A 24,368-nucleotide genomic window follows, 5' to 3' on the forward strand; every position below is an offset into this window, starting at 1 on the left:
CCAAAATCTAAAATCTAAAATCGATTAGCGAGCGCCTTTGCCACCAGCCCACTGCTTGGAGACAATTTTTGGCTGCAACAGAATGTGACCGGCAATCGCGTACAAATCGTCATCCGAGAGATTTCTCATCTCAGCGAAAATATCCGCACTCTTCATGCTCGGATGCAGTTCCGAAATTTCCTCAAACCCGTCATAAGTGGTGGGATTTTTCATAAAGTCCACCAGGGACTCAATATTATTCCGGGGCGGGTTGGCCAAAGCCAGAGTTTCCGGGCTCAAATTCACGTTCGGGTCAGTTTTGGTCATGCCCGCAGCGTGACATTGAGCGCAAGCCGAATTGAACAGGCGTTTGCCTTGCTCAACTTGTTTGAGGCTCAGCACCACTGGAGTACCCTTGTCATTCAAAGGCAGAGTGCGAAGTTCAGGACTCAGTTCGATAGCCATCGCACTGCTGACAAATAACTGAAATGTCAAGAATACAGCGGTCAGAGCAATGAAATATCTTTTAAGCATGGTTCTCCTTAAAAAAATCCGGCAAATTATTGAACGCTAAGAGAGCATAGCTGGCAAACAGATTTCTGTTCAAAATTCCCTCCTTCTGCGACAACTGGCGAAAGTTTGTGCAGCCATACCTTTAAAGGTAGAGGAATTTTGCGCTCTAATCTGCAAGAAGTTTTGAGTCGCGCCTTTTTTCGAGAGTGGACATAATTGCCTTAACATCCTCCAAAGCCAAACGGGTTTGAGGGTGCTTGTAGGCAATTTCCAACTCATCGCACAAGCGGATCACCTCTTCAACAGGGACGTTGAAGTCCTCTGCTATTTCTGCGATGGACAGGTCTGCAAAACCCATAATTTTTAGGTCGCTGACAGGTCAAAATTGAGTTGACGGCTATTAACTGAAAGCCGGACAATTTTAGAAAGCGCTGTTAGCTTGTTCTGTTAGTTTGTTCTGAGATTTTGTTCGATCTATCGCAAGCTAACTAACCGCTAACTGCGACTAGGCATTTTTGCCCAGCCTAACTTCAGGGCCAATCAACTTCCGATCAATATCATCCCACTGCTGGGTCGTTATTACCAATAGGAGTTGGGCGGCCGGGGATCAAAACCCGGTGTCTGCGTGAATGTCTGGCTACCTCACATCTTGCACCATTCTCAAGAACAGGCTTTTCGGCCTGTTCCACAAGAAAATTCACTCTTTGTGGAACAGGCATCTTGCCTGTTCCTAAAAAGCTTATTGAGAATGGTGCAACATCTCAGGCTACCCAACTCAATATTTTTCCTCGAAGCCGGGTTTTGAGCAATTCCTCAGAAATTTTTCGTCTCTCCCCCGGACTCACCAACAGACAATCCTCCGGCGCGGCAGCTTAGGGAGAAAGTTTGAAAGCGTGAGTCTGCGGGGGCAAAGCGTGGCTATCGCTGCCATTGAGGGCGGGGAATTCCGAGTCTGCCAAGAAAGGCTGGGGCTGGTGGAGGCTGATAAGCTGACCGAGAGTTTTCTTTAATTGAGTCCGGGGTACAATCAAGTCTACAAAACCGTGGGCGAAGGAGTATTCGGAAGTTTGATAATTTTCCGGCAGCTTTTCCCGCAGAGTTTGCTCGATTACCCGGCCGCCCGTAAAGGCTACAGTAGCTTTTGGCTCTGCAATTATAATGTCTCCCAGCATGGCAAAACTGGCGGTGACGCCGCCGGTGGTCGGGTGGGTCAAAATCGGGATGTAAAGCAGTCTCGCTTCCCGGTGGCGTTCCAGAGCTCCGGAAATTTTAGCCATTTGCATCAAGCTGAGCATTCCTTCTTGCATTCTTGCACCACCGGAAGCGCAGACAATAATCGCGGGCAGGCGTTCCCGCGTGGCGTGTTCGATGAGGCGAGTCAGCTTTTCTCCGACTACTGAGCCCATGCTGCCGCCGATGAACTGAAATTCCATGACTCCGAGGGCGACTGGCAAATTTTCGAGTTTGCCGATGCCTGTTTCTACGGCGTCTAGGTGGCCTGTTTTTTCTTGAAATTCTCGGAGTCGATCGCTATATTTTTTGCGATCGCGAAATTTCAGAGGATCTGTGGCGTGCAGTCCTTCGTTAAGGGGCACCCAGGTGTTGGGATCGATCAACTGCTCGATGCGATCGTCACTGTAAACTCTGATATGATGCCCGCATTCCAAGCAAACCATTTGATTTGCTCGCAGGTCTTTGGTATAACTGAGGGCACCGCAAGCTTCGCATTTATTCCAAAGTCCGTCCGCAATTTCTCGTTCCGGCCGTTCTTGGGAGTTCGGTACTGATTTTCGTCGATTTGCAAACCAATCAAATAGAGACATTAAAACTTGGTAATTGGTAATTGGTAATTGGTAATTGGGAATTGGTAATTGGTAATTAGTAATTGTTAGTTGTTAGTTGCTAGTTGTCAATTGCTAGTTGTTCAGTGACTAATGACTAATGACTAATGACTAATCACCCGCTTCTGGCTCATCTTCAACGGGACTGATGAGGAGCGATGCTGTTCGCTGGTGTTCTGGAAGAACTTGCAGGGCTGTAGCACTTCCAGCCCCCAAATAAGATGCTATGCCCAAGTCTACAATCCGGGCCGGGATTTCATGAGCAGCTAGGAGCTGCTGCATTAATTCCGCTTCCCAACGAAAGCTAGTTGTTGTAAGTGTAATCCAAGACACGGAACAATTTTACCAATTTTTGAGACAATGTTATGTTCGATCGCGCCTGACTGCCTGCCGATCAGAAACTAAAATTCGGGAAAAACAACTGCAAGTAAGTAGATAAGATCGCTTCGCCCCACAGAGCAGTAATTGCTGCACCGAGAGCCAGAAACGGGCCGAAAGGCATGGGTTGACGCCGATCGAGCCAGCCGAGGGCGATCGCCCCGCCACCCACAAAAGCCCCGGCTATACAGGCGATAAATCCCGCTAGCAGCAAGTATTTCCACCCCAGCCAAGCTCCCATCAAGGCGGCCAATTTGGTATCTCCGGCGCCCATAGCATTCTGCCCCAGCCCGATCGTCCCGGCGAGTCCGATCGCGTCAAACAGCCACAACCCGACAACTGCTCCCGCGATCCCATCGAGTACCAGATAGTTTACCGAGTCGATCGGACTAAATGTCGGCCACAAACCTTTCGCCATTTGGAAAACCAATCCGAGCACCAAACCCGATCGAGTTAAAGAATTAGGCAAAGTCATTGTATCGCAATCAATCAAAGACAAAGCCAACAGCCAGCTAAACAAAGCCCAAAAACCAAGAGTTTGCACTGTTACGCCAAACCGCCAAAAGATTAGCAAAAACAGCAAACCCGTAGCTGCTTCCACCAGTGGATAGCGGACAGAAATCCGACTGCGGCAGTGATTGCAGCGGCCTCGGAGCCACAGCCAACCGAAAACGGGTATATTTTCGTAAGTTCTGAGTTGATTTAAACATTTGGGACAGCGAGAAGGAGGGTTGATCACCGACAAACCCGCAGGCAACCGATAGACTACCACATTTAGAAAGCTGCCAATAGCCGATCCGACAATAAAGACGATCGCCATGACAAGGCAATTAAAGATTATTTCCATTAAGTTGACTGTTGACTGTTCACTGTTGACTGGGGTTATGTATCACTTGTTACTTCTCAATAGTTAGTTCTCAGTTGTTAGAGCTTGTACGGTCAATTACCCATCATAAAAGGTATTAATAGTCAAGAATGCAAGTTTTCATAAAATCCTGAAAACATGGCTCTTCACTAGAAACCTATTTTAGTGCGAGCGTTCGAGCGGACATAATATTAGTGACTAATTACCAATTCCCCATGCCCAATGCTTAATTATCAATTACCAATTACCACCAATGACCAATTAGCAATTAATACATTTGAGATTCAATTTCCTCAAAAGTAACAAAACGTTCACCGGGCAATAAAATCGGCTGCGAAGCAAAAATTACCTGACCTCGATCGCTTCCTTGACTGACAACTACACCCGCCGGACGCTGCATCTGCTCGGAATGCACTTTCAGATACATACCATAGGCCGATCGAGCAGCTCGGATCAAATCGGGAGCTAGCAAGCTGTGACGTTCGGAAGTTTCTCTAGTGGGTTGTGGGTTTGGCTGGTATGGAGTCACTGGAAACTTATCATAATGGTATAGGTCGAGTTACTGGTGTAGCATCTCGATCAATAGAACTTACCCTATTTTTTAAGAATAAACTTAGGTGGAAATTATTAATAGATTAACCTACAATCCTCCCCTGGCTGCGATCGAACTGCGACTGCGATCGCTCCTTTCCGCCCAACTGTACGCTGCTGCGTGGGTAGATCCGTCCCCCGCAACGCTAATGGGGGTTTTCGATCACCTGCGAACTCTGCGCTACATCCTCCACGACTACGTGCCCAGGCCCGTGTCCGAATCTCCGCCCAACCCAGGCGAGGTGCGCTACCAGTGGCAAACAGGCACCTTGCTGTTCACGGATTTGGCAGGGTTTACCTCGCTGTTGGAAGCGAACGCTACCCAGGGGCGCAAGGGAGCTGAAACCCTGCTGGGCGTGATTAACGACTATTTTGCCTCAATGATTGAAATTGTCAGCAAATCGGGCGGGGATTTGCTGGAGTTTACCGGAGATGCGATGCTGGTGCAGTTTCCGTCAGGAGTTTACCAAGAGGATACAGCGAGGGCGGTGCGGGCGGGTTTGCGGATGCAGCGGGCGATGGCTGAATTTGCCAATATTGAAACGGCGCGGGGTGTTTTGTCTTTGAGGATGCGGGTGGGCATCCACTGCGGGCGCTATATTAGTGCTGACATTGGTACGCCGCTGCGGATGGCTCACGTACTGCTGGGGCATTCAGTCCAGCAAGCCAAGCAAGCTGAGGGTTCTGGGACTGTGGGGCGGGTGTGTGTGACTGAAACTGCTAGAGAGTCTTTGGGAGAGCAATTTCGTTTTGAACCTGGGAAGCAGGGTTATTTTTTGGTGGCGGACGATTTAACGGACGATCGACTCGGAGAGTATGATATCACTTTGACTGGGCGGCGGATGCCGAGTTCGGTCTTGCTCGATCGCAGCGTTGCGGGCTTGGTAAAAGAAATCGGGGAAGCTGTGAATCGGCTTGAACCCCTTGCTAGTTATATTCCCAAAACTATCCTGAGACTGCTGGTGGAAAATGCAGACAGGCGGAAAATTCCGCCGGATTTTCCTGAACCGACGGTGATGTTTGTCAACTTGATTGGTTTACCAGAGTCTGTAGACAAAGCTTCGCTGGAGGAAGAAGTCAATCTGATAGTGGCTTTTTCTAGGGTGTTTGCGTCGATCGATGCTGTAGTCTCAGCTAAAGGAGGCGTGTTGCAAAAAGTAACGGCGCACTTAGACGGTTCGGATATGCTGATTTATTTTGGCGTGCCCGACGCTAACAGGGATGACGCCAGCCGCGCGGCTAGTGCGGCGATTGCGATCCGAGATATGATTGCAGGTTTGCCTCTGGTAATTATCGCGGGTGAAGAAGTAAAAGTAAGCTGTCAAATTGGGCTATCCCTGGGGCCGGTGTTTGCTGCTGAGGTTGGGGAACCGCGAGGGCGCAGGGAGTTTAATATTCTCGGCGATACGGTGAATACGGCGGCTCGGTTGATGAGCAAGGCGGGGGAAAACCAAATTTTGATTGGTGAAAGGGTGTGTGAGTCGATCGAGCTAAACTTTATTTGCGAGGCTTTGGGATCTGTTGCTCTGAAGGGGAAATCTGCTCAAACTCCGATTTTTGCTTTGCAAGGTGCAAAAGGGGAGAAGGGGAAAGGGGGCGTTTAAATAACTTTGCGGGGTAATAGTTGTGCCGCTGACACAAGGGATTTATTGAAAACTTACAACTCCTCAATTGTGACCAGTCCACCTTCTGTAAACTGCACAACCAGTTCATATCCATCCAGCAAAGCAGTTCCAAGTAGAGGTCTTGCTCCTGTTGCAAGTACGCGGACATCTCGCTCCTCTGCATTCCAAAGAATCGTAGCGGTATGCACCGGAAGCACTACATTGCTATTGTCAGCCAGATTCGCACGCATATTGTACTCAAAAGGCAACCCCAAGATAGATACAACTTCCAGGGGTAAGCAGAGAAAGTCGGTAAATCCTGTGTCTATCACAAATTCAATTGTAACGTCGGGTCGATCGGGCAAACGAAATGGTACAGAAACCGTCGCGTGCCTATCGGTTACGATTCCGGAAATCACTCTGAAACCCGCTCCATCACTCCACCAATTGCAGCCGCAACCTTGTACCCAATCCGAATCCCAAAGAACCGACCGTTCGGATTCTTTTTCCGCAACTGCCGTGCGGATTCTAAACCCATTTTGTCTACTGCATAATCGCCTGTTTCGATATCAATAATGACCATTTTGCCAATATTCTCTTCTCGCTCTACTTCTTGACGGATTTGCTCATCGTACAGCTTCTGAGCACGCTTCGCCACTTCTTCGCTGCCCAGCAGAATGGAGCTTTGCATATTTCACCTTTCGATCGCGATATTAATCAAATTCTAGCGCCTCTGTTCAGCTTTTTTATAATACATCATAAGAAAAACCGCCGCGAAAGTCACTCGCAGAGACTAAACTCCGATGGATACTTCACAGTTCCGCTGCAATCCTGCAAGGCTCCGCTTTCTAACTCCAACACCATAAATGCTTCATCGGGCACATCATATTCACATCCCAAATTCTTTCTACTAGCAGGAATGAACCCAAAACGCGGATAAAAATCTGGATGACCGAGCACAACCACTGCCTGAAATCCCGCTCGCCCGCACTCTTTTAAACCCTCCTGAATCAGCAGCGTTCCTATACCTTGCCGCTGGTATTCTGGAAGAACTGCGACTGGTGCCAACCCCAGAATCGACAAATTTCTAGAACATTTTCCTGCGACGACAACCGGACTGAATAAAATGTGTCCGACAATGCGATCGGATTCTACCGCAACGAAGGAAAATGTAGATGCAATTCCCCGCAATCGATCGACTAGATTTGCCTCATTTTCTCGTCCGAATGCCACAATATTAACGTTGCGAACAGCTTCTACATCTTCTGGCTTTTCGGTACGGATATCCATAGCTTATATTGATTGATTGTTCTAGCAACTAACAGTCTATTATTGCGGTACAAGCTGACTGGAAGACAATCGCTTAATGCCCTCCCTCGCTGTAGTTTCTCCGGCTTTGTCACCGCCCTCACGAGCAATTTTTAAAGCTTCCTCGTAGGATTCGAGAGCTTGAGCATTTTGACCGAGACTTTCATGAATTGCGCCCATATTGTTGAGCAAGCGTCCGATACTTGTCTTGTCGCCGATTGCTTCTAACATCGGTATTGCTTGCTGAAAATATATCAGCGCTTGAGTATCTTTGCCGAGTTTGCGGGAGGTAAGTGCCATGTTGTTGAGGAGGCGGCCGACGCCAGCCCTGTCTCCGATTTCCCGGCGAATTGCTAAAGCTTGGTGGTAAAATTCCATCGCTCTATTAAAGTCGCCGATGTTGTAGTAGACGCCGCCCATATTATTGAGGGTACGGCCTAAATCGCGTTTATCGCCGGCGGCCGTGCGAATCGTTCGCGCTTGCTGGTAAAATTCGATCGCCTTGGCGTAATTGACCTGTTCTGCGTACACGGCCGCGATGTTGTGGAGGGATTCTCCAATTTCAATTTGGTCGTCGGTAGTTTTGGCAAGTTCCAAAGCTTCTTGGTGCAGTTTCATCGCTTCGGAAAAATTGTCCCCAATCCGGTTGACGAAACCGATGAGATTGAGAGTGCGCGCGATACGACGCCCTCCGCTGATTTCTCGGTGAATGACTAAAGCTTGCTGCAGAACTTCCAAAGCTTTGGGCCTCAAACCCATTTCACCATAAACTTCCCCCATATTGTTGAGGGTTTCTCCGATTCCCGCTTGGTCGCCTAGTTGCTTGCGGATTGCCAAAACTTGCTCAAAAGTCTCGATTGCTTCTCGAAACAAACCCTCGCGGTGCTGTTTTACTCCTGTTTCAAAGAGTTCGTCTGCTTGCGTTTTGGGGTCAGTTGCCTGAGCCTGGTCGCTCGCTTGGGCGCGCCTCGCATTTATAATTGGGGCATAAGCGCGGGCGTCTGAAATTGCCAGCAAGCTGAGTGCGGGCGATAACACAATACTTATAGCTGCGAGATAGCTGAAGTGGTAAGAGCGGCGGTGCACCGATCGAGTCCTCCAATAGCTAAGTGATAACTATTAAGATAGAGCTTTTTGGGGTGTTCCTGCCAATTTTTTTCTCCATCTCTAGGTTCTGATACCAGTTTCAAAAAAGAAGGCAACTGTAGACCCGTGCTTCAAACCCATACACAATCAGTCATTCCCAATTCTTCAATCCAAAATCTAAAATCTAAAATCTAAAATCCCATGACTGGGTTTTTGTCTTGCCAGACGGCCATAATCAGCGGCTTATTGTTGAGAGCGGATATGACAGCAAAGTTTTTGCTGGGTGGAAGCGATACTTTTTCAGAACTTTGCAAGATGATGTCCTGTTGGTCAACCGTGATCCAAGCAATTCCTGACAAAACTTGAATTTCTCGATGAGTTTGAGGCAATCTGTATACCTCGTTTTCCATCAGAATAATGCGATCTGGCGCTGCACATTCGGAAGATATTTGAAGCATAGCATCTCCTACTTGGTAATTGGTAATTGCTAATGGGTAATTGCTAATGGGTAATTGCTAATGGGTAATTGCTAATTGAGGGCTGTATTTCACTTGATTTCCCCGCAACCCACACACTACTATTGGCAATAACGCCGATCGATCCAAGCGCGCATTTCATCATCCGTCGCCACGCAGGTAGAGCGACCTGTAGCCCGATCGCAACCGTGCCACCAAGTGTTACCATAGCGATCGCACGTCTGCCAAATTCTCAGTTCGTCCTCACTCGAAATGAGGTAGAGCAAAAACTGCCCAATTTTTTTTATAGCTGAAAAGAGAGATAGCCCTTTCGGTTTTTCGGATGGTTTAGCTCGATCAGCAATCAAAAAAAACATCATGATTCGGGGGTTGATCCGACTGTTGTAAGTAGACATAGCCAACACCTTAAAGTGATGACTTTTACAAAAATTGCACCACTAAAACTACAAAAAATAGCTTGCGACTGTAATAAATTCAACGCAAGTACAGCACAATATTGTTGTCGTGCAAACCCTGTAAAAGTCTATCTGTTACCTGATAAATTAACCTTAACTCTGCGGCAATTGACAATCAAAGCATTGCTTGCATAGCTTGTATGAATAAAATCGATATATCGAAGCCCTTGTGACAATTTGGGTACTACTGGCACAAACGCTATGAACGAAATCAATACGCGGCGGATGAAACTCTCTCAGATTCAAGCTTTGATAGCTGTAGCAGACTGTGAAAACTTTAGCGAGGCGGCTTTGCAATTGGAACTGTCCCAATCCGCCGTCAGCCACGCCATCGCCTCTTTAGAAACAGAATTGGGAGTGCAATTGTTTCACCGGGGGCGACACGGTGCTCAACTGACGCCAGTGGGGGAAAGGGTAGTGAGTCACGGGCGTCAAATAGCCTGCGCCTTAGAAATGATGGTAAAAGAAGCGGATTTAGAAAAAGGTTTGCAGGGAGGCCAGGTACGGATAGTTACTTTTCGGAGTGTCGCCACTCATATCCTACCAGGTATTATTGCTAAATTTCGCAGTTGCTTCCCCAAAATTACGGTTAGCATTACCGAAGTTTATTATACCCAAGCTGTGGAAGAGGCTTTGCGATCGGGCAAAGCAGACATCGGCTTTGTCTCTCTTCCCATCTCCGATGAATTTGAAACTAGAGAAATTTTGCGGGATAAATATCTGGTTTTGCTGCCGCCGAAGGCGCAATGTAAAACTGCTAAGATTACCTGGGAAGAATTAGCGAATTATCCGCTGATTTTGCAGCCGATTGAAAATGCTTGTTCGATACCGCTTCGCAAGTATTTGACGACTGCGGACTTTCCCATAAATATCGGTTACGAACTCAGCGAAGATTCAACGATTGTCAGTATGGTGATGCAAGGTTTGGGTGCAGCTATTCTGCCCCGTTTGGCCGCGGAACCGATACCATCTTCGGTGAAAGTTTGCAGTTTACCGTCGGATTTTGAGAGGGTAATCGGGGTGGCTGTTTTGAGGGATGGGCTGTTAATTCCGGCCGTGTTTGCGTTTTTGGATTTAGTTAAAAGTGCCCCAGAGGTTGATAGTGAGGGTGAGTTTCCGATTAATCCTTCATGAGAAACCTCAGTCAGTTGTTATTGGTTATTGGTTAGATTGGGATTTTGTTACCGCAGATATCAGCGGACTGACACAGATGAACGCGGAGGGGATTTTATCTGAGTTCATCTGCGGTTAAAAAAATGGCATAAAATAGTACGATCGCTGATTGCCTATTTCATGCGCTTTGCAACAAGACTAGAACTGTCGCCTTGGTGGAATTTGATTCGACCATCTACCGAGTTTTTATCCTTTAATTTGAGCCAACCGCTACCAGATGCAGCATCGTTCTCGTCATTACCGTCCCATGTAAACTCAAATCGCTGATCCTTTCCATCTTTTACGACTTCGCCGTCAATGTCACCTGATACTAAACCGAATTGAAATTCTCCTGAACCTGCTTCATCAATCTCGATATAGGCTTCAACTTCCATGTCCAAATAATCACTATCCCACATTGCCATCTCTGTGATCCGCCATGTACCGCTATATTCCATTGCTTTCATCCTCCACTTGTATTAATATTCGTCATCTCTCTCACCCAGTTGCGGAAATTCACCTCCGCTTCTACTTCATCTACCTGCGCTGCTGCCAAGAATTCGTAGAGCTTTTCCTTGGGCACGATCGGAAAAGTGGGGCTGACAGATACTTCCAAATACTCATCGTTCTCTAGCTTATAAATTCGCCATTCTCTACCATTGTACCGCCAAAACTCCGGTACTCCCATACTGGCATAGAGAGCAGGCTTGTTAATATCGGTATGGGTGATATCTATTTCTACGACTAAATCGGGTGGCGGATCTGTTGCTAAATCTACTGTACGACCGGCGACGAGGGGCTGATTTTGGATGTAATAGGCATTATCTGGTTCTGCACCGCGCTCTAAGTCCGATCGATCGAGGGTGGTCGAACCCATTGTTTTGATTTTTAAACCTAGCTCTACTACCAAAATCCGAATCAAAAGTTCGATTAAGCGTGCTGAAAATTCGTGTTCTTCTAATGGCATGGTAATTTCTAAAATCCCTCGATCGAATATCAATGTAGCCACTCGGTTATCGCCCAAAATCTGTAGCAGTTGTTGATAACCCTGCCAAGTAATATTTCTCAACACTACTCGCTTTTCGCCTATGAGTAACTGAGGTGCGATCGGTGCAACAGAAATCATATTTTTTACTTCCAGCTATGATCTTTCTAAGATAACATAAGGAACAGGCAAGATGCCTGTTCCACACACAAATTATTATTGAACAGGCAAGATGCCTGTTCCACACACAAATTATTATTGAACATTGAACAGGCAAGATGCCTGTTCCACCACACACAAATTATTGAACAGGCAAGATGCCTGTTCCACCACACACAAATTATTAAACAGGCAAGATGCCTGTTTCACAACACACAAATTATTGATTGTGGAACGGGCATCTTGCCCGTTCTTAAAAATACTCAACACATTCTATTTACTCTTATCTGTTCTCTGTCGCAAAATAAATTCCGCTAGTGCTAAATCTACGGGCGTTGTGACTTTCAAATTCGTCTCTTCTCCCTCCACAATTTGCACTGGTAAACCGCATTTTTCAAACAAAGCCGCATCGTCGGTAACTTCCCAACCTTTTTGTCGCCCTTCTTCGTGACACTGCTTTAACAATTTCACTTCAAATCCTTGGGGAGTCTGGGCTGCCCACAAATTGCTTCTGTCTGGGGTGTCTCGCACGATCCGACGCTCATCTACGACCTTAATCGTATCCTTGACCGGGACGGCGACAATCAAGCCTGGACAGGTCAAGAGGGCCTCTGCAGATCGATCGAACAATTCAGCAGTTGCCAAACACCTCGCGCCGTCGTGAATCAACACTCGATCGGCATTCGGCGGCAAAGCCTGCAAACCGTTGTAAACTGACTCTTGCCTGGTAGCGCCACCTTGAATCAGTTCCACGGGCTTAACCAAAGATAAATCGCTCAGAATGGCTTTAAAATCAGGAAAATCGTCTGGCTGACCCATGATGCCAATCCAGCTAATGTGCTGCGAAGCTTCAGCCGCAGCCAAAGTCCAACTCAGCAAAGGTTTAGAGAGCAAAGTCAGCAGCAGTTTGTTCCGCTGACTCCCCATCCGTCGTCCCGAACCTGCTGCAGGAATTAATAAGTGCATTTACTAACCGTTTTTAACCCAACTAGATATATATAATAAGAGCGTCCTGTACTTTTGAGTCAGTTGTTTAGCTGTCAGCCAGTAGCTTTTAAGGTCTAGAAATACTATAAGCTGATAGTTGAGAGCCGATCTCTGAGAGCTACCTCGATCAATAATAGCCCGATCGTTTATGATGCGAATACTAGCACTTGTCCCTGGCGGGATTGGCGACCAAATTTTATTTTTCCCCACTCTTGATGACCTCAAGCAGTCTTATCCCGACGCGCAAATTGATGTCATCGTGGAACCGAGGGCAAAAAGTGCTTACCGAGTCTGCAAGTCCGTCAAAGAAGTCTTGACGTACAATTTCAAAGACCGCAACGCTATGGCAGATTTGGGCAATTTACTGGGCGTAATTCGCGATCGCGAATACGAAGCAGTTATTTCCCTCGGCCAGCGGTGGACTGTAGGGTTGCTGCTGTGGCTGACCGGCATTCCGCAGAGAGTTGGCTATTCGGGAACCAACGGCGCTCGATTTCTCACTGCTGCAGTACCGCTGAAAACTGAACAGTACGCCGCTTCAATGTACCATGATTTGCTGCAAGGATTTAACATTACAAATCCTTGTCCGGCGATCGCAATTAATGTACCTAAACAGGACATTCAGTGGGCGGAAGCCGAACAGCAGCGGTTGGGAATCAAAGAAAGCGGTTACATTCTAATTCACGGCGGTTCGAGTCAATTAGCTGTGTCTAAAGGTATTGACAAAATTTACCCTACAGACAACTGGAAGCAAATAATTGAAGATTGTCAGCAGCGGCAGCCGAATTTGCCAGTTGTTGTTGTGAAAGGCCCCGAAGATGCAGACTTCGTGAAAAAGTTAGTCGAGTCATGTCCGAATGTAAAAGTTATCTCGCCGGATGATGTCGGCAAGTTGGCTGCCACCATTGCTGCTGCTAATTTGATGATATGTACGGACAGTGCGCCGATGCACTTAGCTGTGGCGGTTCAAACTTATACAATAGCTTTGTTTGGCCCGACTGAACCGGCGAAATTGTTGCCAAAGGGCGATCGATTTTTGGGCATTAAATCTCCTACTGGCAAAATGGCAGACATCTCTCCTCAAGATGTTTTAAAGAAGGTTTGGGGCGGCTAAGAACTAGGATATCTTAGCTGGTTCCCAGGCCGTGCCTGGGAACCCCTATCTAGAGGCTCTGCCTCGCTGCTTGTGTGCGCTTCACAGGAGCCAAGCCGGGGGACGAGGAAAGAAGTTGGGGAGCTAAAACTCGATGTTAGTCTTCCAAATCATCCATCATCTGCTGCATTTCCTTCTTCTTTTGCTTGGCAAACTCAACGCTGCCCAAACTTGTCAACAATCCGCCCGAAGCAGTGAGAGTAGCCTCTGAGATTTTCTCACAAAATAGAAGTGCGATCGATCCGAAAGTAACCATTGCCGATGCGGCGGTGACAAAAAGGGCAAGATTGTAGCTTTGGCGAACTTGCCGCAATGATTCTCGCAGCATTTCTTTCTTAATTTCGCTATAATCTTCATCAGGTTGCGAGTTGCCGAATAAGTTAAAGTTCATAACTGTTTCCTTTCCTAAATACTGATAAGTTTTTGTTTCTACAATTACTCTACCCAAGCCAACAGCGAGAGTCTAGGGCAGATAGGGCGAGTTTAAATTTATGCTTTGCCCTAATTTTTGGGGCAGATAGGGCAGGAGATTACAACCTATCTGCCCTAGACAGACAGAAATATTTAAATTAGGATTTACGAATGGGGAATCAGAAACCGGGTTTTTACGAAAATACTTCCCACTCACCCGTAGATTCGGGTAAAAACCCGGTTTCTTTGGTCAGACTGCGTAAGTTTGGACTGTCGGATTTTCCCGAAGTCCGCCAGGGAATTAATTCCCTGGCTAATAGCAAAAGTCGGTTGAAACCGACTAAAATACTAATCTTTAGTCGTCTTCAGACGACTTTCGGACTGTCGGATTTTCCCGAAGTCCGCCAGGGAATTAATTCCCTGGCTAATAGCAAAAGTCGGTTGAAACCGACTAAAATACTAATCTTTAGTCGTCTTCAGACGACTTTCGCTATGAGACAGGGAATTCATTCCCTGTCGGAATGTAGGACTATCGAATTATCTAATTAACTGAAAAACTAACAACCATATCTAAAAACCTACTATGCGCGAATCCGATAAAGTTCAATCGAGTGCAACTGGAAAAATCAAGCTCAGAGAATCATACCAACAAGCTGGATTGACGATCAAAAAACTCGCGGATAAAACTAATGTTTCCGAGGACACAATTAAGCGCTTACTCGGCACAAAAGACTGCCCCAATGGCGTAGAAAGATGGTCAGTTACGAACATAGCTAAAGTTTTAGGAATAGAACCAACAGATATTGTTGACCCAAAAGATTGGTATGGTCAAAATTCTGTCCCCCCAGAATTTGAATCACTCATAGCAGAAAAAATTAAAACCTTTTGCGGTCGCCAATTTGTTTTTAAGGCTTTTCAGCAATTTATCACCGAAAATCCTTGCGGTTATTTTACAATCATCGGGGATGCGGGAATGGGCAAAAGTTCGATCGTTGCCAAATACGTCTCCGAACATAAATCTCCCTGCTATTTCAATATTCTCGTCGAAGGCCGCAACAGACCAGAATTGTTCTTGAAGAGCATTCGCCAGCAATTAATTGACCGCTATCAATTGCCAAATTCAGAAGATGGCGATTTACCAACTTTACTGGCAAAGGTGGCGGAAAAACTCACTTTGGGCGAACGTTTGGTAATTGCTATTGATGCACTGGATGAAGTCGCACAAGAAGCGGGAGAAAATCTTTTACATTTACCGACTACTCTGCCAGAGCGGGTTTATTTCCTGCTGACGAGGCGACCCTATAACCTCGGAAATAAGCGGCTGTCCGTATCTCCTGGAGTTCGGGTACAAGAGTTTGATTTAAGAGACAACAAGTATGTTAATTTCAATCAGGATGATATCAAAGAATATATTCGCTTTGCTCTTGATGCCGATTCTGACTATAAAAATGGACTGAGAAACTGGATTCAAACCCGCAGCATTCCCGATACAAATTTTGTCGAGCAACTGGCCGACAAAAGCGAAAATAATTTTATGTATTTGCGCTATGTTTTGCCAGCAATTGCTAAGGGCGATTACAATGACTTAAGTTTAAAGCAATTGCCAGACGGGCTGCAAGAGTATTATCAAAACCACTGGGTGCGGATGGGGCTGGAAGCTAAGCCTGGGCAATTGATGGAGATTGTATTGTATATTTTGTTAGAGATTGGAACGCCGATTCCCCGCGAGATGATTGCTGGAATTGCTAAGGAAGATGAATGCGACGTAGAAGCGGTTTTAAATGAGTGGGTGGAGTATTTGAAAAAGCCGAATGTAGGCGGAGAAATCTGCTACAGCATCTATCATGCTAGTTTCCTTGACTTTCTGAAAGCAAAACGGGAGATGGATTCAAAGCGGAAGCTCTTTCGGGAAGTAAATCAACGGATTACTGAGTATTTAGAAAAGAGGATGGCGTGAGATGGGAGAATTTGCTGACAAGTTAGCAGCCGAAAAACTTTACTATCAACGTGCTTATCTGGGCAGCTTACTGCCAAATTATGTCAAGTCGGGAAATTTAGGAAAATATTATGAAAAGCTGACGGATTTTAACTTCCTAATGGCAAAGATTCAGCATCCTGAGTTTGGAGTACAGGTACTTATTGATGATTTGAATTTGGTTGACGGTTCAGAAGTATTAACTCACCTAGAGTACAACCAAGAAAAAGTGGAAGCCCTGAACTTGATTCAATCGGTACTGTGGATGTCAGCCGATATTTTGAATCGAGATAAGACACGACTCGCAGAGCAATTGTGGGGGCGCTTGGCACACTTAACAAAACCAGAAATTCAGGCAATGCTGGAGGTAGCCAAGCAGTCCAAAGCAGCACCTTGGTTACGTCCTTTGACACCCTGTTTCACTCCTCCTAGTAGAGGAGTGCTGCGTATCCTCGAAGGTCACAGCGACTCGGTAAATGCAGTGGTCGTCACTCCTGATGGCAAGTTGGCGATTTCTGGTTCGTGGGATAAGACCATCAAAGTCTGGAATTTAACAACTGGAGATGAACTGTTTACTCTCAAAGGTCACGGCGACTCGGTAAATACAGTAGCCGTCACCCCTGATGGGAAGCGGGCGATTTCTGGTTCAAGAGACAAGACCATCAAAGTCTGGAATTTAACAACTGGAGATGAACTGTTTACTCTCAAAGGTCACGGCGACTCGGTAAATACAGTAGCCGTCACCCCTGATGGGAAGCGGGCGATTTCTGGTTCAAGAGACAAGACCATCAAAGTCTGGAATTTAACAACTGGAGATGAACTGTTTACTCTCAAAGGCCACGGCGACTCGGTAAATACAGTAACCGTCACTGGTGATGGAAAACGGGTAATTTCTGGTTCGTGGGATAAGACCATCAAAGTTTGGGATTTAGAAACTGGAGATGAACTGTTTACTCTCAAAGGTCACGGCGACTCGGTAAATACAGTAACCGTCACTGGTGATGGGAAGTGGGCGATTTCTGGTTCGTGGGACATCCTCAAGGTCTGGAATTTAACAACTGGAGATGAACTGTTTACTCTCAAAGGTCATAGCGACTTGGTAAATGCAGTAGCTGTCACTGCTGATGGGAAGCGGGCGATTTCCGGTTCATATGACAAGACCATTAAAGTTTGGGATTTAGAAACTGGAGATGAACTGTTTACTCTCAAAAGTCACGGCGACTCGGTAAATACAGTAACCGTTACTAATGATGGGAAGCGGGCGATTTCCGGTTCGCATGACAAGACCATCAAAGTTTGGGATTTAACAACTAGAGATGAACTATTTACTCTTAAAGGTCATAGCGACTTGGTAAATGTAGTAGCTGTCACTGCTGATGGAAAGCGGGCGATTTCTGGTTCAAGAAACAACACCATCAAAGTCTGGGATTTAGAAACTGGAGATGAACTGTTTACTCTCAAAGATCGCAGCAACTCAGTAAATGCAGTAGCCGTTAGTGGTGATGGGAAGTGGGCGATTTCTGGTTCGTGGTACAAGACCCTCAACTTCTGGGATTTAACAACTGGAAATGAACTGTTTACTATTGAAGGTCACAGCGACTTGGTAAATTCAGTAGCCGTCAGTGCTGATGGGAAGCGGGCGATTTCTGGTTCAAGAGACAAAACCATCAAAGTTTGGGATTTAACAACTAGAGATGAACTATTTACTCTTAAAAGTCATAGCTACTGGGTAAATACCGTAGCCGTCAGTGCTGATGGAAAATGGGCGATTTCTGATTCGTGGGACAACACCCTCAACGTCTGGGATTTAACAACTGGGGATGAACAATTTACTCTTGAAGGTCATAGCGATTTGGTAAATTCAGTAGCCGTCACCGCTGATGGGAAACGGGGGATTTCTGGTTCAAGAGACAACACAATCAAAGTCTGGAATTTAACAACCGGAAATGAACAGTTTACCCTTAAATGTCATAGCAACTGGGTAAATGCAGTTGCCGTCACTGCTGATGGGAAACGGGCGATTTCTGGCTCAAGAGACAAAACCCTCAAAGTGTGGGATTTAACAACTGGAAAAGTCATTGCCACTTTCACAGGTGAAAGTTCGATCGCCTGTTGCGCGATCGCACCTGATGGAGTCACAATTGTGGTAGGCGACGAATCCGGCCGCGTATATTTCCTGCGCCTAGAAGGGATGAAATCACTTCCCATCTCTACCCCTGCTTACCCAATAGAATTTCAGCAACTCCGGCGAGAAAAAACCGAGAATTTTGTCGGGCGCAAGTTTGTTTTTTCTGCCATTTCCAACTTTCTAGACTCCCACAGCCGCGGTTATTTCACAATAGTCGGCACTCCCGGCTGCGGCAAAAGTTCCATCCTCGCCCAATATGTCAGAGCCCATCCTCGCAGTATCTATTACAACGCTGGAGTTGAGGGCAAAAATCGAGCTGAAGATTTTCTGGCTTCTGTCTGCACTCAACTGATTGACAAATACCTTGCCGCCAATGGGGAAACATCCGAAATTGTCAAGCTCAAATCTCAACTTCAAAATCTCGAATCCCATGATGGGAGTTGGTTTCTGTCTTTGTTGCTTCAGCAAATTAGCGATAAATTAAACGATCGCCAAAAGTTGATAATAGTCATTGATTCTGTAGACGCGATCGCCCGCACCAGTCAGCCTCCCAGCACAAATCTGTTTTATCTGCCGAGATATTTGGGCGATCGTACTTATTTTATCCTCGCCCGCCGCCCGTTTTTGAGAGAAAAATCCGGTTTGTTAATTGAAACGCCCTCTCAAACTCTCGATTTAAGAGATTATCCCGCCCAAAATCGCGAGGATGCCCTGAACTACATTCAGCAATACCTATCAACCGCACCGGATTTAACTCAACCCGAATTCTGCCAACAACTCGCCACTGTCAGCGAAAACAATTTTATGTATCTGAGTCAGATGTTAAGGGCCATTAACGAGAATTCACACCCCGATGCTAATCTGGGAGAGTCCTCACTACTCTGTGAACTTCCTCCCGGTTTAGCAGCCTATTATCAAAACCACTGGCTGCGGATGACAGGTGAGGGCTTATCGGCGATCGAGTTGTCTGTGCTCAATGTTTTGGTAAAATCCCCAACAGGTTTGTCTGTAAGTGCGATCGCCAATATAATTGATCGGGATGAATACGATGTTGAAAAAGTGTTAGACAATTGGATCGAGTTCTTAAATAAACAAGAAATTGGAGGAGAAATTTGCTATAGTTTGTATCATAATAGTTTCCGCGAATGGCTAGGCAAACAATCTATTTTAGAATGATGATGAGGACACGGCGCCGTGTCCATTGGAGTCAACAAACACGTTAAACCGATAGTCCGACAGGGGTTGAAACCCCTGCCTCAAAGCTGAAGTCCTCTAAAAGAGGACTAATGAATGAGTCAGTCCTCTTTTAGAGGACTTTCGCTATGAGACAGGGAATTCATTCCCTGGCGGGCTGGCGGGTAGGCGGGAGGACTAGCCGACGAAAAGCTTAAGTAATATCAATTCCGATGCCACCGAGTTTTATATTATATCAAAAACAATACAACAATGAAACGAGCAGTATTTCTTGACAGAGATGGCGTCCTCAATATCGAAGCTGGTTACATTCACAAAGTAGAAGATTTGCATTTAATCCCCGGAGTCGCCCAAGCTGTACGCCGTTTAAATGACAAACAAATATTTTGCTGTTTGGTTTCCAATCAATCCGGCCCGGCGAGAGATTATTATCCGGTTAGCCACGTAGAAGCTTTGCACAAACGCCTGTGTCAGTTATTAGAAAATGAAGCAAATGCCAAGTTAGATGCTCTTTATTACTGTCCTTATTTAAGCGCAGCAGAAGGCGGAATAAACCCCGAATTTACGCGGTATACAACGTGGCGAAAACCAAATACAGGGATGTTGGTAGCAGCGGCTTGGGAATACGATTTGGATTTGCCGAATAGTTTTATGGTAGGAGATAAAGCGACTGATGTTGATATGGCTCACAATGCCGGCTGTACTGGCATTTTGGTGCAGACTGGTTACGGGGAAAGCGTGTTGAGCGGGGAGTATCAGCACCATACTAAACCTGATTTTATTGCAGCAAATTTAGCGGTAGCAGTGGAGTGGATTTTACAACAGTTTGATTAGTGTTTGTAGTGGCATTTAAGTTGTTTATCGTTGAGTCGAACAGGAAAGTGCTACGTAAGGAAGGGCGACGGTGAAGGTTGTACCAACGCCGATTTTGCTTTCGCAGGCGATCGCCCCTCCTTGCAATTCCACAGCTTTTTTAACAATTGTTAATCCCAAACCGTTACCTTTAATCTTTCCCGTATTCTTGCAGCGGTAAAACATTTCAAATATTTTCCCTACTTCAGTTTCTGGGATGCCGATACCTTCGTCTCGGATACGCATAATTAGTAAGGTAGAGCTAATATTTGTAAATTGGGAATTTGGAAACAAACACTGAGGAGACAAGCAGAAAATAGCTTCTTTGTCTCCCTCGCCTGCTAGACGGCATTCCAATTCCAAGGTGACTTGCCCGCCGTTGGGAGAATATTTGATGGCATTGACGATTAAGTTAGAAATAATGCCGTGCAGCAATTGTTGATCTAACATCGCGCTGGTAACATCTGACGGGATTAATGTTAGTTTGTGCTTGGCTTCATTTCCTAACTGCAATTGATCGAGCAAGTCTTGACAAAATTCGACTAAATTTATCGGTAATGGATTGCATTTGAGTTGGCCTGCTTCTGCTCGACCCATAAACAGCATATCATCGATTAGCTGGTTCATCTTTTGGGTAGCTGAGTGCACCAGCCGCAGGGTTCTAACTTGGGATTCGTCACTGCTGCGAGTTCGATCGAGAAGTTCCGCAGAGATTAAAATCGCGTTGAGGGGATTCCGCAATTCGTGAGCGGCCATTGAAATATACTGGTTTTGGCGGTGCGATTTTTCTTCCACCGACTCTCTGACTGCTTCCGCGGCTTTGAGAGATTCTCGCATCTTGGTTTCGATTTCGTGTCTGTGCAGGGCAATCTCGATCGCCACCCGCAAATCATTTTGTTGAAATGGTTTGATAATATAACCGAATGGATCTGTAAGTTTCGCTCTTTGCAGCGTTTGATCGTCGGCATAAGCTGTTAAAAATATTGTCGGCACATTCCTATTAGTTCGGATTTTCTCGGCTGCTGTTACCCCGTCCATGTCACCTTTAAGCACGATATCCATCAACACTAAGTCGGGCGGGTTTTCGATCGCTTTTTTAATTGCTTCTTCTCCTGAAGAAACTGTAGCTGTTACTACATATCCCAGTTTTTTTAATCGACCTGCTATGTCTTGGGCTACAATAACTTCGTCTTCTACAACCAAAATTTGTATAGGGTTCATTTTTTGTTAAATACGCTGCCGATAATTTAACTCTTGGAAAATCAGACTGTAGCAGGTTCCACGCTGACTGTCAATGGCAATACTCGCCTCTAATTGGTAAGCCAACATTTTTACTAATCGCAATCCTAATGTTTCAGTATTTTCCCAGTCAAAATTCGCCGTAAATCCGCGACCGTTATCTTGAATAGTTAAATGAAATTGGGAATTATTTATTTCATTAAAATTGATAGATATTTCACCAGCAAGACTTGAGATAAAGGCATATTTTAAAGAGTTAGAAACCAGTTCGTTAATAATTAAACCGCACGGAATTGCTGTTTCTATGTTTAAATAAATGGGGTCAACTTTGAGATTAAATTTGATTGAAGTGTTGCCGCAACCAAAAGATTGATACAAATTAGCAACCAAGTTTTCGACGTAGGGGGAGAGGGCGATGCGATCGAGATGTTCGGATTGATAAAGTTGCTCGTGAATCAGAGCCATTGAATGGATGCGGGTCTGGCTTTCTTCAAATAAAGTTAGCGTCGCTTCGTCTTCAATGTATTGAGCTTGAAGTTGCAGCAAGCTGGAAATTACCTGCATATTATTTTTGACTCGGTGGTGAATTTCTTTGAGCAATACTTCTTTTTCGCGGAGTGCTGCTTGGATGCGGGCATCGGTCAATTTGCGATCGCTGATATCTTCGCAAATACCGGCGATGCGGTAAATTTTACCCGATTCGTCGTAAATGGGAAAAGCTCGATCGCACACCCAGCGAATTGTGCCGTCTGGCAGAAAAATCCGATATTCGGTATTGGTGGACTCGCCCTGCAACACTCGCCCCATTGCCTCTTCCAACAGGATTTTATCTTCTGGATGCACCCACTCCATCATTTTTAATGGATCAGCATACAATTCTTCGCGACTGCGCCCCCAGATTTGTTCGTAAGCTGGACTCAGATACAATAAATCGGTGAATTCTGCAGACATTAGCCAGACGGAATCTTGGATATTTTCTGCTAGCTGGCGGAAGCGTTCTTCACTTTCACGAATGGTTTTTTCTGCCTGTTTGCTTTCACTTATATCTTCTGCAATGCCAACGATGCGGTAAACTTGACCAGCTTGATTTCTAATCGGAAAAGCCCGAGCGCGAATCCAGCGAATTTGGCCGTCAGATCTGAAAATTCGATATTCGATATCCTTTTCAGACTCCATTTGTTTCGTGAAGGTAGCAATAACGCGGTCGCGATCTTCTGGATGGAAAGACTCTGTAAAAAAGCGCCCGTAAGCATACAAATCAGCACAGCTTCTGCCCCATATTTTTGCATAAGCCGGACTAATATAAATAATTTCCTGGGGTTGAACGTTTACCATCCAAAACACGCTTTCAATGTTTTCTGCTAGCTGTCGGAACCTTTCTTCGCTCTCTTTCAGTGCTGCTTCGGTTTTTTTGCGATCGCTAATATCTTCTGTCACTACTACATTGTAAATTGCCCCACTCAGCGGTTCTTTGATTAGCGATACTGTAATATTTACCCAAACTACAGTGCCGTCTTTGTGCAGCAAGCGTTTTTCCATTTTAAAACTGTCAATTTTTCCGGCAAATAATTTCTTGTTTTGTTCTAAATCTGCATCTATATCTTCTGGGTAAGTAACGTCCATCCAAGTTCGCGACAGCAGTTCGCTCGCACTATATCCCACTATCTCGCAGAATTTTTGATTGACTCGCAAATAGCGGCCTGTTGCGTCAGGGTGCGTAATACCGACTGCCGCTTGTTCGACGGTTGCCCGAAAGCGTTCTTCGCTATCTCTGAGGGTTGCTTCTGCTTTTTTGCGATCGCTAATATCGCGCTGCACGCCAAAATAGCCCACGATTTTGCCGTGGGAATCGTAAATGCAAATATAGTCGCCTTCTATCCAAACTGGAACCCCGTCAAACGTGCGATTCTCATTTTCGATGTGGATTCTGCCAGCATCAAAAAATTCCCTGATTATCTCTCTGCCACCAGTCAAGTTGTGCGATAACAAAGAGTAAAGCGTGCGACCAATAAACTCTTCCCTAGTACCCCCGTATTGAGCTATCAAAGCATCATTTGCCTTCGTTACCCGCCCGTTAGTAAATACATAATCCAAAACTTTTTCTTTGTCAACTGTATCGTCCCAGTGCACTGGTTCGTCCAGCATCATAAATAAAAAACCATCTAAAGATTGAGAGAAAAACAATTCTAGCTGTTCCTGGCTTTCTCGCAAAGCTTCTTCTGCCTGCCAGCGATAGATAATTTCTTCCCGCAATTGAGTGTTAGCTGTTTTTAAGTCTTCTGTGCGCTTTTGATATTTAATTTTTAGCTGATTTTTGATTTCTTGCAGCGCTATTTCTGCCTGTTTTTTTTCGGTGATATCATGAGTAACTACCATGCCGGCAAAAATTTCTTCTCGGTCGTTTTTGACGGGAACAGTTGTTGTTAAATAAACGCGATCGCCGTATTTATATTCAAAAGTATTCTCTTTTCCTGCCAAAGCAGCGCGATATGTAGTCTCAAAAAGTTGCCAATCTTCAGGTGGCGATGCTTCCCACAATGTTTTGCCTTCCAACAGTTCTTTGGACAAACCAACTACTGCCAAACCTTGGCCGTCAACCAGAGTATAGCGCAAATCGCGATCGAACAAAAACACCGACCCATTGGGATAATGTTTGATGAGAGTTCGGTACATTTCCTGGCTTTTTTCCAGAGATGTGATTAACCCAATGCGATCGTCCTCGGTGATATCAAATTCTGTTGCCGAACCCGAAACGCCAGCATTCTCGACTGCTTTGAGTTGTGCTTCTAATTTCTGGCACAATTCTCTCTGCTGCTGCAAATCCTCTTCTAGTTGCCGAATTTTTGCTTTTTGCTCTGCTACTAATGCTTCGCAGGTTTCCAGAGGTCGATCGATCTTGGTAGGATCAATACACATAATGGCTGTATGTTTGGCAGTGGCGGACTTGAGCTTTTTCAAGCCCATACTAACAAAGCTCAAGCCTTTACTGCTAACTTAATTAATCAATCTTTCTTGACTTCTCCCCAAAGCCTTCTAC

The 24,368-nt window shown here is 45.6% G+C and carries 26 protein-coding genes; 7 read left to right on the forward strand and 19 right to left on the reverse strand.

Annotation, left to right across the window (positions count from 1 at the left end; genetic code table 11):
* Positions 1–24: 24 nt before the first annotated feature.
* The 6 genes from psbV to QT987_RS12705 form a co-directional block, all read right to left on the reverse strand.
* Positions 25–513 (reverse strand): photosystem II cytochrome c-550, encoded by a 489-nt coding sequence (gene psbV / locus QT987_RS12680; protein WP_190663569.1) that lies wholly within the window; start codon positions 511–513, stop codon positions 25–27.
* Positions 514–658: 145 nt separating this feature from the next.
* Complete coding sequence (locus QT987_RS12685; protein WP_333058460.1) at positions 659–850, reverse strand: translation initiation factor IF-2; 192 nt, start codon at positions 848–850, stop codon at positions 659–661.
* 514 nt (positions 851–1,364) lie between these two features.
* On the reverse strand, positions 1,365–2,315 hold the full coding sequence (accD, locus tag QT987_RS12690; RefSeq protein ID WP_333240294.1) for an acetyl-CoA carboxylase, carboxyltransferase subunit beta: 951 nt from the start codon (positions 2,313–2,315) through the stop codon (positions 1,365–1,367).
* Between the two features lie 129 nt (positions 2,316–2,444).
* Positions 2,445–2,666 (reverse strand): hypothetical protein, encoded by a 222-nt coding sequence (locus QT987_RS12695; protein WP_333058464.1) that lies wholly within the window; start codon positions 2,664–2,666, stop codon positions 2,445–2,447.
* A gap of 61 nt (positions 2,667–2,727) precedes the next feature.
* Positions 2,728–3,558, reverse strand: a complete 831-nt coding sequence (locus QT987_RS12700) for a prepilin peptidase (RefSeq protein WP_333240296.1) — start codon at positions 3,556–3,558, stop codon at positions 2,728–2,730.
* Between the two features lie 286 nt (positions 3,559–3,844).
* On the reverse strand, positions 3,845–4,105 hold the full coding sequence (locus tag QT987_RS12705; protein ID WP_333058467.1) for a hypothetical protein: 261 nt from the start codon (positions 4,103–4,105) through the stop codon (positions 3,845–3,847).
* 88 nt (positions 4,106–4,193) lie between these two features.
* On the opposite strand from QT987_RS12705, the gene QT987_RS12710 reads away from it, so the two are divergent.
* The gene (locus tag QT987_RS12710; protein WP_333240298.1) at positions 4,194–5,771 is read left to right on the forward strand and encodes an adenylate/guanylate cyclase domain-containing protein; all 1,578 of its coding nucleotides are present in this window, start codon (positions 4,194–4,196) and stop codon (positions 5,769–5,771) included.
* A gap of 53 nt (positions 5,772–5,824) precedes the next feature.
* On the opposite strand, the gene QT987_RS12715 is transcribed toward QT987_RS12710, so the two are convergent.
* The 6 genes from QT987_RS12715 to QT987_RS12740 all read right to left on the reverse strand — a co-directional run bounded on the left by QT987_RS12715 (position 5,825) and on the right by QT987_RS12740 (position 9,036).
* Positions 5,825–6,190 carry a clan AA aspartic protease gene (locus QT987_RS12715; protein ID WP_333240300.1) on the reverse strand — a complete coding sequence of 122 codons (366 nt, stop codon included), beginning with the start codon at positions 6,188–6,190 and terminating at the stop codon, positions 5,825–5,827.
* Positions 6,187–6,462 (reverse strand): hypothetical protein, encoded by a 276-nt coding sequence (locus tag QT987_RS12720; protein ID WP_333240302.1) that lies wholly within the window; start codon positions 6,460–6,462, stop codon positions 6,187–6,189. Before QT987_RS12720 ends, QT987_RS12715 begins: the two co-directional genes overlap by 4 nt.
* Before the next feature lie 89 nt (positions 6,463–6,551).
* Positions 6,552–7,061, reverse strand: coding sequence for an N-acetyltransferase (locus tag QT987_RS12725; protein WP_333240303.1), 510 nt, complete (start codon positions 7,059–7,061; stop codon positions 6,552–6,554).
* Between the two features lie 39 nt (positions 7,062–7,100).
* Positions 7,101–8,165: a tetratricopeptide repeat protein gene (locus QT987_RS12730; protein WP_333056917.1), complete on the reverse strand. Its 1,065-nt coding sequence runs from the start codon at positions 8,163–8,165 to the stop codon at positions 7,101–7,103.
* A gap of 191 nt (positions 8,166–8,356) precedes the next feature.
* Positions 8,357–8,623, reverse strand: coding sequence for a hypothetical protein (locus tag QT987_RS12735; RefSeq protein WP_333240305.1), 267 nt, complete (start codon positions 8,621–8,623; stop codon positions 8,357–8,359).
* 119 nt (positions 8,624–8,742) lie between these two features.
* Positions 8,743–9,036, reverse strand: coding sequence for a hypothetical protein (locus QT987_RS12740; protein WP_333240307.1), 294 nt, complete (start codon positions 9,034–9,036; stop codon positions 8,743–8,745).
* Positions 9,037–9,297: 261 nt separating this feature from the next.
* Between QT987_RS12740 and QT987_RS12745 the strand changes: the two genes are divergently transcribed.
* Positions 9,298–10,230: a LysR family transcriptional regulator gene (locus tag QT987_RS12745; protein ID WP_333240309.1), complete on the forward strand. Its 933-nt coding sequence runs from the start codon at positions 9,298–9,300 to the stop codon at positions 10,228–10,230.
* 152 nt (positions 10,231–10,382) lie between these two features.
* Here the strand turns inward: QT987_RS12745 and QT987_RS12750 are convergent, their stop codons facing one another.
* The 4 genes from QT987_RS12750 to ispD form a co-directional block, all read right to left on the reverse strand.
* Positions 10,383–10,715 (reverse strand): hypothetical protein, encoded by a 333-nt coding sequence (locus tag QT987_RS12750; RefSeq protein WP_333240311.1) that lies wholly within the window; start codon positions 10,713–10,715, stop codon positions 10,383–10,385.
* Complete coding sequence (locus tag QT987_RS12755; RefSeq protein WP_333240313.1) at positions 10,712–11,374, reverse strand: Uma2 family endonuclease; 663 nt, start codon at positions 11,372–11,374, stop codon at positions 10,712–10,714. The genes QT987_RS12750 and QT987_RS12755 overlap by 4 nt, the downstream gene beginning before the upstream one ends.
* A gap of 114 nt (positions 11,375–11,488) precedes the next feature.
* Positions 11,489–11,659 carry a hypothetical protein gene (locus QT987_RS12760; protein ID WP_333240315.1) on the reverse strand — a complete coding sequence of 57 codons (171 nt, stop codon included), beginning with the start codon at positions 11,657–11,659 and terminating at the stop codon, positions 11,489–11,491.
* A gap of 6 nt (positions 11,660–11,665) precedes the next feature.
* Positions 11,666–12,358: a 2-C-methyl-D-erythritol 4-phosphate cytidylyltransferase gene (gene ispD, locus QT987_RS12765; protein ID WP_333240317.1), complete on the reverse strand. Its 693-nt coding sequence runs from the start codon at positions 12,356–12,358 to the stop codon at positions 11,666–11,668.
* Positions 12,359–12,530: 172 nt separating this feature from the next.
* Between ispD and QT987_RS12770 the strand changes: the two genes are divergently transcribed.
* Positions 12,531–13,493, forward strand: coding sequence for a glycosyltransferase family 9 protein (locus tag QT987_RS12770; protein ID WP_333240400.1), 963 nt, complete (start codon positions 12,531–12,533; stop codon positions 13,491–13,493).
* Positions 13,494–13,629: 136 nt separating this feature from the next.
* Here the strand turns inward: QT987_RS12770 and QT987_RS12775 are convergent, their stop codons facing one another.
* The gene (locus QT987_RS12775; protein WP_333240319.1) at positions 13,630–13,923 is read right to left on the reverse strand and encodes a TRADD-N-associated membrane domain-containing protein; all 294 of its coding nucleotides are present in this window, start codon (positions 13,921–13,923) and stop codon (positions 13,630–13,632) included.
* A gap of 191 nt (positions 13,924–14,114) precedes the next feature.
* Between QT987_RS12775 and QT987_RS12780 the strand changes: the two genes are divergently transcribed.
* The 4 genes from QT987_RS12780 to QT987_RS12795 all read left to right on the forward strand — a co-directional run bounded on the left by QT987_RS12780 (position 14,115) and on the right by QT987_RS12795 (position 20,074).
* Positions 14,115–14,492 (forward strand): hypothetical protein, encoded by a 378-nt coding sequence (locus QT987_RS12780; protein ID WP_333240321.1) that lies wholly within the window; start codon positions 14,115–14,117, stop codon positions 14,490–14,492.
* 34 nt (positions 14,493–14,526) lie between these two features.
* Entirely contained in the window at positions 14,527–15,900 is a 1,374-nt protein-coding gene (locus QT987_RS12785; RefSeq protein ID WP_333240323.1) for an AAA family ATPase, read from the forward strand.
* A gap of 1 nt (position 15,901) precedes the next feature.
* On the forward strand, positions 15,902–19,222 hold the full coding sequence (locus tag QT987_RS12790; protein ID WP_333240325.1) for an AAA family ATPase: 3,321 nt from the start codon (positions 15,902–15,904) through the stop codon (positions 19,220–19,222).
* A 270-nt stretch (positions 19,223–19,492) separates the two neighbouring features.
* Entirely contained in the window at positions 19,493–20,074 is a 582-nt protein-coding gene (locus QT987_RS12795; RefSeq protein WP_333240327.1) for an HAD family hydrolase, read from the forward strand.
* Between the two features lie 24 nt (positions 20,075–20,098).
* On the opposite strand, the gene QT987_RS12800 is transcribed toward QT987_RS12795, so the two are convergent.
* The gene (locus QT987_RS12800) at positions 20,099–21,313 is read right to left on the reverse strand and encodes an ATP-binding protein (RefSeq protein WP_333240329.1); all 1,215 of its coding nucleotides are present in this window, start codon (positions 21,311–21,313) and stop codon (positions 20,099–20,101) included.
* Between the two features lie 6 nt (positions 21,314–21,319).
* A complete protein-coding gene (locus QT987_RS12805; RefSeq protein WP_333240331.1) occupies positions 21,320–24,295 on the reverse strand; it encodes a PAS domain S-box protein in 2,976 nt (991 codons plus the stop codon).
* Positions 24,296–24,368: the final 73 nt, after the last annotated feature.

The sequence above is a fragment of the Microcoleus sp. SVA1B4 genome (genome assembly GCF_036700545.1).
Classification (GTDB): Bacteria; Cyanobacteriota; Cyanobacteriia; order Cyanobacteriales; family Microcoleaceae; genus Microcoleus.